Here is a 12,483-nt window from a genome sequence, read left to right on the forward strand (position 1 = left end):
ACGTATCTGAAAACCGCATGGACCGCGGCAGATACACAGAGTTCAGGATGCGCCCTAGGCCATTTGTCAACATGACCAGACTAGTCAAAGATAAAGAAAATCGGGCCGCCACATGCTACTGATGCCACGCCTGTAAAGTTTCTGCAGGCTGCAGCGCATGATATTCACAGGTATTCCGTGATATTTCCAGACAAAGGATTACGGACGGCTTGACCTGCAAGTGTCAGCGCAGTCCGGTTGCTTCCAGCAGGCCCTTGCGCTTGGCCTCGTAGTAGTAGCCGCGGGAATACCATTTCACGGCAGCATCATGGTTCCCGTCGGCGACCATATAGGCGCCGCGCAGGTATTTGACGCCATATCTCAGGTTGGTTTCCGCATCCAGCAACCCGGCAGGAGAACCGCGATAACCCATCCCGCGCGCAGTCGCCGGAAGCATCTGCATCAGCCCGTAATAGGGACCGTTGCGGGCACCGGGGCGGTGGCGGCTTTCGCGGATGACGACGCGATGCACCAGTTCCTCGGGAACGCCATAAGCAGCCGAGTATTTCTGGATCAGCGTCCGAAGCTCGGGTGTCTCATTCGGATGCAGGGCGGCTTGGCTGACGCGAGGCTGGACAAGATACATCTTGCCGGGTTCGCCGCCACCGCAAGCCGCAAGCACTGTAATCAGCGCCAGAGCGCCGATGCGGGTGATTGTGGGGATCATCACTGTCCTGACGCATTCTGTTTTGATTGCGCCGGACGATACCAACCCCGTTCCATCGCACCAGCCTTAAAGCGAAACTCCGCCCCTATGGTGGCTGCCATCGGCGGGAAGTCGCCGAGAAGTTGCAGGCCTTGGACTTTATTCTGGCCCGAATACCCCGTCAGAGGCCAAGGCCGGGCTTAAGCCCGGCCTTTTCCATCCGATCAGACGTGGATCGCCCCGTCGCCGCAGGCGAGTGCCGCTTCGCGCACTGCCTCGCTGATGGTCGGGTGGGCATGGCAGGTAAGCGCGACGTCCTGCGCGGCGGCGCCGAATTCCATCGCCACGCAGATCTCATGGATCATCTCGCCCGCGCCGGGGCCGATGATGTGGCAGCCGAGGATGCGGTCGGTGTCGGCATCCGCGATGATCTTCACGAAGCCTTCCGCCTGCAGCATCGCCTTGGCCCGCGCGTTGCCCATCAGGGGGAACTTGCCCACCTTGATCTTGCGCCCCGAGGCTTTCGCGTCTTCCTCGGTCAGCCCGACCGAGGCAACCTCGGGCGTGGTGTAGATGACGCCGGGGATCACGTCATAATTCACATGCCCGTGCTTGCCGGCGATGATTTCGGCCACGGCCATGCCCTCGTCCTCGGCCTTGTGGGCGAGCATCGGTCCGGGCACCGCGTCGCCGATGGCATAGACGCCGGGAACACTGGTGACGAAGTGCTTGTCGATGGCGATCTGGCCGCGGTCGGTCAGTTGCACACCCAGCGCGTCGAGGCCGAGGCCGTCGTGATAGGGGCGGCGGCCGGTCGCGACCAGCACCACCTCGGCGTCGAGTGTCTGCGGCTCGCCGCCTTTCTTGGGCGTGTAGGTGACGGTTGCGCGGCCATCGGTAGCCTCGACCCCCGAGACGGCTGCGCCCATGACGAACTTGAGGCCCTGCTTGGTCAGGATGCGTTGGAACTGTTTCTGCACTTCGGCGTCCATGCCGGGCGTGATGGCGTCGAGGTATTCCACCACTGTGACTTGGGTGCCGAGACGGCTGTAGACCGAGCCGAGTTCCAGCCCGATCACGCCCGCGCCGATCACGACCATGGTTTCGGGGATCTTCTTCAGCGCCAGCGCGCCGGTGGAATCGACGACGATGCCGGCGTCATTGTCCACCTCGACGCCCTTCAGCGCCGTCGAGACCGACCCCGAGGCGATGACGATGTTCTTCGTCTCATGCACCTGATCGCCGACCTGAACCTTGCCCGAGGCGGGGATGGAAGCCCAGCCCTTGAGCCAGTCGATCTTGTTCTTCTTGAACAGGAACTCGATGCCCTTGGTGTTGGTGCCGACCGTCTCGGCCTTGTAGGCCTGCATCCGGTCCCAGTCGATGTCGGCTGTCGCGTTCATCAGGCCGAGCTTCTCGAAGTTCTCGTGCATCTCGTGGGCCATGTGGCTGGCGTGCAGCAGCGCCTTGGACGGGATGCAGCCGACGTTCAGGCAGGTGCCGCCCAGCGTTTCGCGCCCTTCGACGCAGGCGACCTTCAGCCCCAGTTGCGCGGCGCGGATGGCGCAGACATAGCCTCCGGGGCCGGCGCCGATGACGATCAGATCATACATCACTCTGTCCTTGGTTGAACGGCCGGATCGGGGACTTCGCGCCCCCATCGTCGTATACGACGATCCCGGCGGGATATTTCGACGAAGAAGAAGTCACAGCAGCGCCACCAGGATCATCAGCATCGTGGCGAGGAAACCCACCCCGAAGATCAGCGAGCGCCAGGGCGACCAGCCGAGCGCATAGGCCGGGACATAGAGGATGCGGGCAATCAGGTAGACCCATGCGCAGGCGGCGGTGAAGCCGGTGTTGGACTGGGTGAACTGCACCAGCACCACGGCGATTGTGAAGAAGGCCAGCGCCTCGAAGTGGTTGTCCACTGCGCGACGCAGCCGCCCCGTGCGAGGCGAGAACTGCGGCTCGCCGTCACGCGGACCCACATTCCACTGCTGCATCCCGTCCCGGCCCATCGACCATCCGGCAAGCCCGATCTGGATCGCCTGCAGGATAGCGGCGAGGCCAAGCACCACCAGTTCCGGCGAGGGCGGGATCATGCCGTCTGCACCACGTGATACTCGGCATCCTGCACGCCCGCGCGGCCGTTGAAGACCTGGCCCGCGCCCTGCAGATAGTCGAGTGCGCGCTTTCCGTCCGCGACCTGATACAGCACCCAGACCCGGCCCGTTCCCTCGCGCCAGATCTGCAGCACCGTCAGCGAGGCATTGCCGCGGTCCTCGGCATCCGCGTCGAACTCGGCCCGGAACTGGGCATAGTCGGCGATGTCGTAGCGGGCGATGAGCTGGTTGGTCATGTCATGGTCCTTTCTTCGGATCGGGGCGTTCAGCGGTCCGAACGCCCCGGACCGGATCAGAGGTCCATCAGCAGGCGACGTGGGTCTTCCAGCGCCTCCTTGACGCGCACGAGGAACGTCACCGCGCCCTTTCCGTCCACGATGCGGTGGTCGTAGCTGAGCGCCAGATACATCATCGGGCGGATCACGATCTGGCCGCCGACCACGACCGGACGATCCTGGATCTTGTGCATTCCGAGGATGCCTGACTGCGGCGGGTTCAGGATCGGCGAGGACATCAGCGAGCCGTAGACGCCGCCGTTCGAGATGGTGAAGGTGCCGCCCTGCATGTCGGCCATGGTCAGCTTGCCATCACGGGCGCGGGCGCCGAGTTCACCGATCTCCTTTTCGATCCCGGCAAAGGACTTCTGGTCGGCGTCGCGGACGACCGGGACCACGAGGCCGTTCGGGGTTCCGACCGCCACGCCCATGTGGACGAAGTTCTTGTAGACCACGTCGCCGCCGTCGATCTCGGCGTTGACCTCGGGGACTTCCTTCAGCGCGTGGGAACAGGCCTTCACGAAGAAGGACATGAAGCCGAGCTTGACCTTGTGCTTCTTCTCGAACTGGTCCTTGTACTCGCTGCGGATGTCCATGATCGCCGACATGTCCACCTCGTTGTAGGTGGTCAGCATCGCGGCGGTGTTCTGCGCGTCCTTGAGGCGGCGGGCGATGGTCGCGCGCAGGCGGGTCATCTTCACCCGCTCCTCGCGCCGCGAATCCTCGGCCGAGGAGGGCGCGCGCGGGGCGGGCGCGGGGGCAGGGGCCTCGGTGCGCTGGGGGGCGGGGGCGGAACCGGCGCGGGCCACGTCTTCCTTCATTACCCGGCCATCGCGGCCCGAGCCCTGGACCTGGTCGCGGCTGAGGCCGGCCTCGGCCAAGGCCTTCTTCGCGGAAGGCGCGTCCTCGACATCCGTCCGCAGGACCATCTGCTCGGGGCCGTCGCCGGGCGAGCCGACCTTGTCGGCCGCCTCGATGCGCTTGTCGGGGTCGCTGACCGGCTTGTCGCCCGGACCCGCAAGGCCCGTGGCCCCGGCCGAGGACGCGCCTTCCGTGATGATCGCCAGTCGCGCCTTGGCGTCCACGGTCGCGCCTTCCTCGGCAAGGATCTCGGCCAGCACGCCCGAGGCGGGGGCGGGAACCTCGACCGACACCTTGTCGGTTTCCAGCTCGCACAGCATCTCGTCCTGCTGCACGGCATCGCCCGGCTTCTTGAACCAGGTGGCGACCGTCGCCTCGGTCACGCTTTCGCCCAGCGTGGGCACCATCACGTCAACGGATTTCCCGGCCATCTTCGGCTCACCCCTGTCTGCGGTCTGTTGGGCGGGCTGGGCCGCCGCGGTTGCATTGTCGCGCGGGGCGGATGCCGCCCCGGTCTCGTCGATCTGCGCCAGCAGCGCGTTCGGCCCCACCGTCTCGCCCTCGGCCGCGACGATCTCGGCCAGCACCCCGGCGGCGGGCGAGGGGACCTCGACCGTCACCTTGTCGGTTTCAAGCTCGCACAGCATCTCGTCCACCGCGACGGCATCGCCCGGCTTCTTGAACCAGGTGGCGATCGTCGCCTCGCTGACGCTTTCGCCCAGCGCAGGCACTCGGACTTCGGTGGTCATCTCAGGCTCCGATCGTGATGGCGTCGTGGACCAGCGTGTCCTGTTCGACCTTGTGGCGGCTGGCGAGGCCCGTCGCGACCGAGGCCTGCGCGACGCGGCCGACATAGCGGGCGCGCGGATGGCTGGCGCCGACGCGGTTCAGGACCCATTCGAGGTTCGGTTCCACGAAGCTCCAGGCGCCCTGGTTCTTGGGTTCCTCCTGGCACCAGACGATCTCGGCGTTCTTGAACCGCTCAAGCTCCTTGGACATCGACTGCGCGGGGAAGGGATAGAACTGTTCCAGCCGCAGCAGGTAGACGTCATCCGCCCCCGCCTCGTTCCGGGCCGCCAGCAGGTCGTAATAGACCTTGCCCGAGCAGATCACGACGCGGCGGATGCGGTCGTCGGGCGCCAGCTGGAAATCCACCTTGCCGCGTTCCGCATCGTCATGCAGCACCCGGTGGAAGGTCGAGCCGGACTGGAACTCCTCGGCCGTGGAAACCGCCATCGGATGGCGCAGCAGCGACTTGGGCGTCATCAGCATCAGCGGCTTGCGGAAGCTGCGGTGCAGCTGCCGCCGCAGGATGTGGAAGTAGTTGGCCGGAGTCGTCAGGTTGGCGACGATCCAGTTGTCCTCGGCCGACATCTGCAGCCAGCGTTCCAGCCGGGCCGAGGAATGTTCCGGCCCCTGGCCCTCGAAGCCATGCGGCATCAGGACGACAAGGCCCGACATCCGCAGCCACTTCTTTTCGCCCGACGAGATGAACTGGTCGAACATGATCTGCGCGCCGTTGGCGAAGTCGCCGAACTGGGCTTCCCACATCACCAGCGCGTTGGGTTCGGACAGCGAATAGCCGTATTCGAAGCCCAGCACCGCGTATTCCGACAGCATCGAGTCGATGACCTCATACCGCGCCTGACCCTCGCGGATGTGGTTCAGCGGGTAATGGCGGTCCTCGGTCGTCTGGTCCACGAAGGCAGAGTGACGCTGGCTGAAGGTACCGCGGGCGGAATCCTGCCCGGCCAGACGGACCGGATGCCCTTCGGCCAGCAGGCTGCCGAAGGCCAGCGCCTCGCCTGTGGCCCAGTCGAAGCCGCGCCCCGTCTCGAACATCTGCTTCTTGGCTTCCAGCAGCCGGCCTACGGTCCTGTGCATGTCGAAGCCGTCCGGTACCCGCGTCAGGGCCGCGCCGACCTGCGCCATGGTCTCGGCCGAGATGCCGGTCTCGCCGGGATGATAGTCCTCGCCCTCTGGCTTGAGGCCGGACCACTTGCCGTCCAGCCAGTCGGCCTTGTTGGGCTTGAAGACCTTTCCGGCCTCGAACTCCTCGTTCAGATGCGCCTGGAAGGCGGCCTTCATGTCCTCGATCTCGCCTTCGGGGATCAGGCCGTCGCGGACCAGCCGCTCGGTGTAAAGCTGCAGCGTCGTCTTGTGGCTCTTGATCTGCTTGTACATCGCCGGGTTGGTGAACATCGGCTCGTCGCCTTCGTTGTGACCGAAGCGGCGGTAGCAGAAGATGTCGATGACCACGTCCTTGCGGAACTTCTGCCGGAACTCGGTCGCGACACGGGCGGCGTGGACGACCGCCTCGGGGTCGTCGCCGTTGACGTGGAAGATCGGCGCCTCGACCATCAGGGCGATGTCGGTCGGATAGGGGCTGGTGCGGCTGAAATGCGGCGCGGTGGTGAAGCCGATCTGGTTGTTGACGATGATGTGGATCGTCCCGCCCGTGCGATGACCGCGGATGCCCGAAAGCTGCAGGCATTCCGCCACGACGCCCTGGCCCGCGAAGGCCGCATCGCCGTGCAGCAGGATGGGGATGACGCTGGTGCGGTCGACGCGGTCGTTGTACTGGTCCTGCTTGGCGCGGACCTTGCCCAGCACCACCGGGTTCACCGCCTCAAGGTGCGAGGGGTTCGCGGTCAGCGACAGGTGGACCATGTTGCCGTCGAACTCGCGGTCCGACGAGGCGCCGAGGTGGTATTTCACGTCGCCCGAGCCGTCCACGTCCTCGGGCTTGAAGCTGCCGCCCTGGAACTCGTGGAAGATCGCGCGATAGGGCTTTTCCATCACGTTGGCCAGCACCGACAACCGGCCGCGGTGGGGCATGCCGATGGCGATCTCCTTCACGCCCAGCTGACCGCCGCGCTTGATGATCTGTTCCATCGCCGGGATCAGCGCCTCGCCGCCGTCAAGGCCGAAGCGCTTGGTCCCCATGTACTTCACATGCAGGAACTTTTCGAAGCCCTCGGCCTCGACCAGCCGCTTCAGGATCGCCTTGCGGCCTTCCTGGGTGAAGGCGATCTCTTTCCCGTAGCCCTCGATGCGTTCCTTCAGCCAAGCCGCCTGCTCGGGGTCCGAGATATGCATGAACTGCAGCGCGAAGGTGCCACAGTAGGTCCGCTTCATCAGCTCGGTGATCTGGCGGATCGAGGCGACCTGCAGGCCCAGTACGTTGTCGATGAAGATCGGCCGGTCAAGGTCGGACGCGGTGAAGCCGTAGGTCGCCGGGTCAAGCTCTCCCAGCGGGGGCACCTCGCGAATGCCCAGCGGGTCGAGGTCCGCATGCAGGTGACCCCGGATGCGGTAGGCGCGGATCAGCATGATCGCGCGCACGCTGTCCAGCACGGCGCGGCGCAACTGCTCGTCCGACAGCGACACGCCCTTTTCGTCGGCCTTGGTGGTGATCTTCCTGATCGCGGCCTTGGCCTCGGCCTCGGTCGCCATCGGCCATTCGCCCGTCAGCGCGGCGGTGTTTTCATCCGCGGGCACCGGCGGCCAGTCGGGACGCGCCCAGCTTGCCCCCTGAGCGCCGCGGGTAGCGGTGGCCTCGCTGTCGCCGAGGCTGCGGAAATATTCGTCCCAAGCCTGATCGACGGCGGCCGGATCCTTCGCCCACTGGCCATAGAGCTGTTCCACGTAAGCCGCGTTGGCCCCCTGCAGGAAGGACGAATCGCGGAAGGCGGAGTTCGGGGATTGATCGTTCATGACGGACACCTGACCGGCTTGGCCTTGTGAAGGGCAGGGTCGTTTCGCCGCGCCCGGGGGAAAGTCTTGCCGCCCCAACCTAAGCCGGGGCGGCCGGTTATCAACAGCCTTAGCGGCCCATCGCCTTCAGCACGGCCTCGCCCAGGCCCGCGGGGCTGTCGGCGACGATGATGCCGGCGGCCTTCATGGCCTCGATCTTCGATTCCGCGTCGCCCTTGCCGCCCGACACGATCGCGCCCGCATGGCCCATGCGCCTGCCGGGGGGGGCGGTGCGGCCCGCGATGAAGCCTGCGGTCGGCTTCCAGCGGCCGCGCTTCTTCTCGTCGGCCAGGAACTGCGCCGCCTCTTCCTCGGCCGAGCCGCCGATCTCGCCGATCATGATGATCGACTCGGTCTCGTCATCGGCCAGGAACATCTCCAGCACGTCGATATGCTCCATCCCCTTGATCGGGTCGCCGCCGATGCCGACCGCCGAGGACTGGCCCAAGCCCACGTCCGAGGTCTGCTTGACCGCCTCATAGGTCAGCGTGCCGGACCGCGAGACCACGCCCACGCGGCCGCGCTTGAAGATGGAACCGGGCATGATGCCGATCTTGCATTCGTCGGGCGTCATGATGCCGGGGCAGTTCGGCCCGATCAGGCGGCTTGCGGAACCCTCAAGCGCGCGCTTGACCTTCATCATGTCCAGCACCGGGATGCCTTCGGTGATGCAGACGATCAGAGGCACCTGCGCGTCGATCGCCTCAAGAATCGAGTCCGCCGCGAAGGGCGGGGGGACGTAGATCACCGAGGCATTCGCGCCGGTCTTCTCCACGGCCTCGTGGACCGAGTTGAAGACGGGCAGGTCCAGATGCGTGGTGCCGCCCTTTCCGGGGGTCACGCCGCCGACCATCTGCGTGCCATAGGCAATCGCCTGCTCGGTGTGGAAGGTCCCCTGCGAGCCGGTGATGCCCTGGGTGATGACGCGGGTCGTTTTGTCAACGAGAATGGCCATTCCGTGTCCTTGTCGGTCTTACAGCTGGATACGCGCCAGCGTGATTTCATTGAAATGCGGGCCGAGGGAATTGCGCGCGATGGCTATCCCTTCGCTCGGCCCGACCTGCCAGATTTGATCCGTGCCACGGTCCTTGAGCAGCCTGGCCTGCGGAAACCACGCCGCCATCGACTTCTGGATTTCCGCGTTCTGCCCCGTCTGGGCACGGGCGCGGACGGCACATAGCTTGCCGTCCCTGGAAATCCGGACCGCCGGGCGCGTGTCGTTCTCGACGAACTGCCGCAGCCCATTGCGCCAGCCGCCGTCGGGGACAAAGCCAGCCGCCCGGAGCCGCGTCGCGCGATCATCCGCGTCGGTGCTGCCCTCAAGACAGAACCGCTCGAAGTTCCTGGTGAGGCTGCGGCCAGTTGCTTTCGGGACTGCGAGAAGCGGGGACGTATTGGCAAGCTCCTGCCGCTCGGCAAAGCTCGAGTCGTCCGTGGCGCAGGCGGTCAGGCCCGCCAGCGCGACAACCGCGAACATTGCCTTGAAAGCGGCGGGCAACATCACCCCTTGACCGCCTTCACGATCTTCTCGGCCGCATCGCTCAGGTCGTCCGCCGGGATCACGTTCAGCCCGCTCTCACGTATGATCTGCTTGCCGAGGTCCACGTTTGTGCCCTCAAGCCGCACGACCAGCGGGACCTGCAGGCCGACTTCCTTCACCGCGGCGATGATGCCTTCCGCGATGATGTCGCAGCGCATGATGCCGCCGAAGATGTTGACCAGGATGCCCTTCACGTTCGGGTCCGAGGTGATGATCTTGAAGGCTTCCGTCACCTTTTCCTTGGACGCGCCGCCGCCGACATCGAGGAAGTTCGCGGGTTCCGCGCCGTATAGCTTGATGATGTCCATCGTCGCCATCGCAAGCCCGGCGCCGTTCACCATGCACCCGATCTCGCCGTCCAGCGCGATGTAGTTCAGGTCGTGTTTCGAGGCTTCGAGTTCCTTGGAATCTTCCTCGGTCTCGTCGCGCAGCGCCATCACGTCCTTCTGACGATACAGCGCGTTGTTGTCGAAGCTGACCTTGGCGTCCAGAACCTTGATCTTGCCGTCCTCGGTCACGATCAGCGGGTTGATCTCCAGCATCTCCATGTCGCGCTCGACGAAGGCTTTATACAGCAGCTTCACCAGTGCCACGCATTGCTTGACCTGGTCGCCTTCCAGCCCCAGCGCGAAGGCCACTCGGCGGCCGTGGAAGTCCGACAGGCCCGAGGCGGGATCGACGCTGAAGGACACGATCTTTTCCGGCGTCGAGGCCGCGACTTCCTCGATGTCCATGCCGCCCTCGGTGGACGCCACGAAGCTGATGCGCGAGGAGGAGCGGTCCACCAGCAGCGCGAGATACAGTTCCCGTGCGATGTCCGAGCCGTCTTCCAGATAGATGCGGTTCACCTGCTTGCCGGCGGCGCCGGTCTGGTGGGTGACAAGCGTCGAGCCGAGCATGGCGCGGACGTTTTCCACGACCTCGTCCACCGACTTGGCCAGCCGGACGCCGCCCTTCTCGCCGGCCTCGGCTTCCTTGAACCGGCCCTTGCCGCGGCCGCCCGCGTGGATCTGGGACTTGACGACCCAGAGGGGGCCGGGCAGCTCGCGCGCCTTGGCTTCGGCTTCGTCGGCGGAAAGGACCGCGCGGCCCTCGGACACCGGCGCGCCGTATTGCTTCAGCAGCGCCTTGGCCTGGTATTCGTGGATGTTCATCGGGAACCTCGCAGGGAAACTCGCGTTTATGTGCCAGAACGCGCGTGCAAAGCAAAGCCGCGCGTTCCGCTTTTGGTGAAAGGCCGCAGTTTTTACAAGTTCCGTGATCACATGCCATCGGCGTGTGATCACACTGTTGATGTGCCATTGTATGCAGCCGGTCGGGCGGGCTGTCCCGGTTCGTCCGCGCTAAAAGAAAGGGCCGCCCCGAAAAGGGCGGCCCTTGCCGTTCAAAGGCAGAGGCGCGGGTTCAGGCCAGCGAGTTGTCGATGCCCTTGCAGGCTTCCACGAGGCCCTTCACCGCGTCGATGGACTTCTGCATCATCGTCTGCTCTTCGGCGTTCATCTCGATCTCGATGACCTTCTCGATGCCGTTCGCGCCGATCACGGTCGGGACGCCGACATACATGCCGTCAAGCCCGTAGGCGTTCTGGACATAGGCCGCGCAGGGCAGGACGCGCTTCTGGTCCTTGAGATAGGCTTCCGCCATCTCGATGGCCGAGGTCGCGGGGGCGTAGAAGGCAGAGCCGGTCTTCAGCAGGCCCACGATCTCGGCGCCGCCGTCGCGGGTGCGCTGGACGATGGCGTCCAGCTTCTCCTGCGTGGTCCAGCCCATCTTCACCAGGTCGGGCAGGGGGATGCCGGCGACGGTGGAATAGCGGGTCAGTGGCACCATCGTGTCGCCGTGGCCGCCAAGGACAAAGGCGGTCACGTCGCGCATGGACACGCCGAATTCCAGTGACAGGAAATGGCGGAAACGGGCGGAATCCAGCACGCCCGCCATGCCCACAACCTTTTCATGCGGCAGGCCGGAAAACTCGCGCAGCGCCCAGACCATCGCGTCCAGCGGGTTGGTGATGCAGATGACGAAGGCGTCGGGCGCATGGGCCTTGATGCCCTCGCCCACGGATTTCATGACCTTGAGGTTGATGCCCAGCAGGTCGTCGCGGCTCATGCCCGGCTTGCGCGGAACGCCCGCCGTCACGATGCAGACATCGGCGCCGGCGATGTCGGCGTAATCGTTGGTGCCCTTGAAGGTTCCGTCAAAGCCCTCGGACGGGCCGGACTGGGCGATGTCCAGCGACTTGCCCTGGGGCGTGCCCTCGGCGATGTCGAACAGGACGACGTCGCCCAGTTCCTTGATGGCGGCAAGGTGCGCCAGCGTGCCGCCGATCTGTCCGGCGCCGATGAGGGCGATCTTGGGACGGGCCATGGAGTCCTCCGTTTGGCTGATGGGTCGGGGCCGCGATAGACCCTTTGCCCGCCCCCGCGCAAGGCGTAGAGCGGCGCAGACGGCTGCCCGCGGGCCTGAAACGCGCTGAAACGGCAGAGGTGGGACGTGGATCTGACGGTCGGGGGCTGGCTGCTTCTGGCGCTGGCCTCGGCGCTGGTGGGGCTGGCCAAGGGCGGGCTGGCGATGGTGGGGATGCTGGCGGTGCCGATCCTGTCGCTGGCGATGTCGCCGGTGCAGGCGGCGGGGCTGCTGCTGCCGGTCTATGTGGTGTCGGATGCCTTCGGGCTGATCGCCTATCGCCGCCACTGGGACCGCCGGGTGGTGGCGCGCCTGCTGCCCGGCGCGGTCGCGGGCGTCGCGCTGGGTTGGGCCACGGCGAGCCTTGTGGACGACGCCTGGGTCGGCGGCATCGTGGGGGTGATCGGCGCCTGGTTCGCGGTGATGACCCTGCTGCGCCCCACGCCCGAGGATGCAGCCCCGCGCGAGCCCGACTGGCTGCGCGGCACCGGCTGGGGCGCGGTCACGGGCTACACCAGCTTCGTCAGCCACTCGGGCGGGCCGCCCTACCAGATCTATGTCCAGCCGCTGCGGCTGGGGCCGCAGACCTATGCGGGCACCGTCACGGTCTTCTTCGCGGTGGTCAATCTGGTGAAGCTGGTTCCCTATGCGGCGCTGGGGCAACTGGGGGCGGCGAATCTGGGAAAGGCCGCGACCATGATCCCGGTCGCGGCCGCAAGCGTCTTCGCGGGCGTCTGGCTGGTGCGGCGCATCCCGCAACGGGCCTTCTACCTGTTCATCACCTGGGCGCTTCTGGCGGTGTCGCTGAAGCTGATCGCCGATGCGGTGATCTAG

General features: G+C 65.8%; 11 protein-coding genes. 1 reads left to right on the forward strand and 10 read right to left on the reverse strand.

Translation table 11 applies throughout. From position 1 onward, the window contains the following. Positions 1-223: 223 nt before the first annotated feature. From Q4F04_RS02435 to mdh, 10 genes are all read right to left on the reverse strand, one after another. Positions 224-706 (reverse strand): lytic transglycosylase domain-containing protein, encoded by a 483-nt coding sequence (locus Q4F04_RS02435; protein WP_303368244.1) that lies wholly within the window; start codon positions 704-706, stop codon positions 224-226. Between the two features lie 203 nt (positions 707-909). Then, on the reverse strand, positions 910-2,298 hold the full coding sequence (gene lpdA, locus Q4F04_RS02440; RefSeq protein ID WP_303368245.1) for a dihydrolipoyl dehydrogenase: 1,389 nt from the start codon (positions 2,296-2,298) through the stop codon (positions 910-912). 93 nt (positions 2,299-2,391) lie between these two features. Beyond that, positions 2,392-2,790, reverse strand: coding sequence for an MAPEG family protein (locus Q4F04_RS02445; protein WP_303368246.1), 399 nt, complete (start codon positions 2,788-2,790; stop codon positions 2,392-2,394). Continuing rightward, on the reverse strand, positions 2,787-3,047 hold the full coding sequence (locus Q4F04_RS02450; RefSeq protein ID WP_303368247.1) for a hypothetical protein: 261 nt from the start codon (positions 3,045-3,047) through the stop codon (positions 2,787-2,789). Before Q4F04_RS02450 ends, Q4F04_RS02445 begins: the two co-directional genes overlap by 4 nt. A 56-nt stretch (positions 3,048-3,103) precedes the next feature. Next, positions 3,104-4,696, reverse strand: a complete 1,593-nt coding sequence (gene odhB / locus Q4F04_RS02455) for a 2-oxoglutarate dehydrogenase complex dihydrolipoyllysine-residue succinyltransferase (RefSeq protein ID WP_303368248.1) — start codon at positions 4,694-4,696, stop codon at positions 3,104-3,106. A gap of 1 nt (position 4,697) precedes the next feature. Beyond that, positions 4,698-7,664, reverse strand: coding sequence for a 2-oxoglutarate dehydrogenase E1 component (locus Q4F04_RS02460; RefSeq protein WP_303368249.1), 2,967 nt, complete (start codon positions 7,662-7,664; stop codon positions 4,698-4,700). Positions 7,665-7,773: 109 nt separating this feature from the next. After that, positions 7,774-8,658 carry a succinate--CoA ligase subunit alpha gene (gene sucD, locus Q4F04_RS02465; protein ID WP_303368250.1) on the reverse strand — a complete coding sequence of 295 codons (885 nt, stop codon included), beginning with the start codon at positions 8,656-8,658 and terminating at the stop codon, positions 7,774-7,776. 18 nt (positions 8,659-8,676) lie between these two features. Next, positions 8,677-9,207: a hypothetical protein gene (locus Q4F04_RS02470; RefSeq protein ID WP_303368251.1), complete on the reverse strand. Its 531-nt coding sequence runs from the start codon at positions 9,205-9,207 to the stop codon at positions 8,677-8,679. Beyond that, positions 9,204-10,397 carry an ADP-forming succinate--CoA ligase subunit beta gene (gene sucC, locus Q4F04_RS02475; protein ID WP_303368252.1) on the reverse strand — a complete coding sequence of 398 codons (1,194 nt, stop codon included), beginning with the start codon at positions 10,395-10,397 and terminating at the stop codon, positions 9,204-9,206. The genes Q4F04_RS02470 and sucC overlap by 4 nt, the downstream gene beginning before the upstream one ends. Positions 10,398-10,647: 250 nt before the next feature. Beyond that, positions 10,648-11,610, reverse strand: a complete 963-nt coding sequence (mdh, locus tag Q4F04_RS02480) for a malate dehydrogenase (RefSeq protein ID WP_303368253.1) — start codon at positions 11,608-11,610, stop codon at positions 10,648-10,650. A gap of 132 nt (positions 11,611-11,742) precedes the next feature. On the opposite strand from mdh, the gene Q4F04_RS02485 reads away from it, so the two are divergent. Continuing rightward, the gene (locus Q4F04_RS02485) at positions 11,743-12,483 is read left to right on the forward strand and encodes a sulfite exporter TauE/SafE family protein (protein ID WP_303368298.1); all 741 of its coding nucleotides are present in this window, start codon (positions 11,743-11,745) and stop codon (positions 12,481-12,483) included.

It is taken from the genome of Paracoccus sp. (in: a-proteobacteria) (genome assembly GCF_030536915.1).
In the GTDB taxonomy this organism is placed as follows: Bacteria; Pseudomonadota; Alphaproteobacteria; order Rhodobacterales; family Rhodobacteraceae; genus Paracoccus.

Coding starts and splice junctions, on each gene's coding strand:
- Q4F04_RS02435 (WP_303368244.1), bottom strand. CDS start 706: ATGATCCCCACAATCACCCGCATCGGCGCTCTGGCGCTGATTACAGTG.
- lpdA (WP_303368245.1), bottom strand. CDS start 2,298: ATGTATGATCTGATCGTCATCGGCGCCGGCCCCGGAGGCTATGTCTGC.
- Q4F04_RS02445 (WP_303368246.1), bottom strand. CDS start 2,790: ATGATCCCGCCCTCGCCGGAACTGGTGGTGCTTGGCCTCGCCGCTATC.
- Q4F04_RS02450 (WP_303368247.1), bottom strand. CDS start 3,047: ATGACCAACCAGCTCATCGCCCGCTACGACATCGCCGACTATGCCCAG.
- odhB (WP_303368248.1), bottom strand. CDS start 4,696: ATGACCACCGAAGTCCGAGTGCCTGCGCTGGGCGAAAGCGTCAGCGAG.
- Q4F04_RS02460 (WP_303368249.1), bottom strand. CDS start 7,664: ATGAACGATCAATCCCCGAACTCCGCCTTCCGCGATTCGTCCTTCCTG.
- sucD (WP_303368250.1), bottom strand. CDS start 8,658: ATGGCCATTCTCGTTGACAAAACGACCCGCGTCATCACCCAGGGCATC.
- sucC (WP_303368252.1), bottom strand. CDS start 10,397: ATGAACATCCACGAATACCAGGCCAAGGCGCTGCTGAAGCAATACGGC.
- mdh (WP_303368253.1), bottom strand. CDS start 11,610: ATGGCCCGTCCCAAGATCGCCCTCATCGGCGCCGGACAGATCGGCGGC.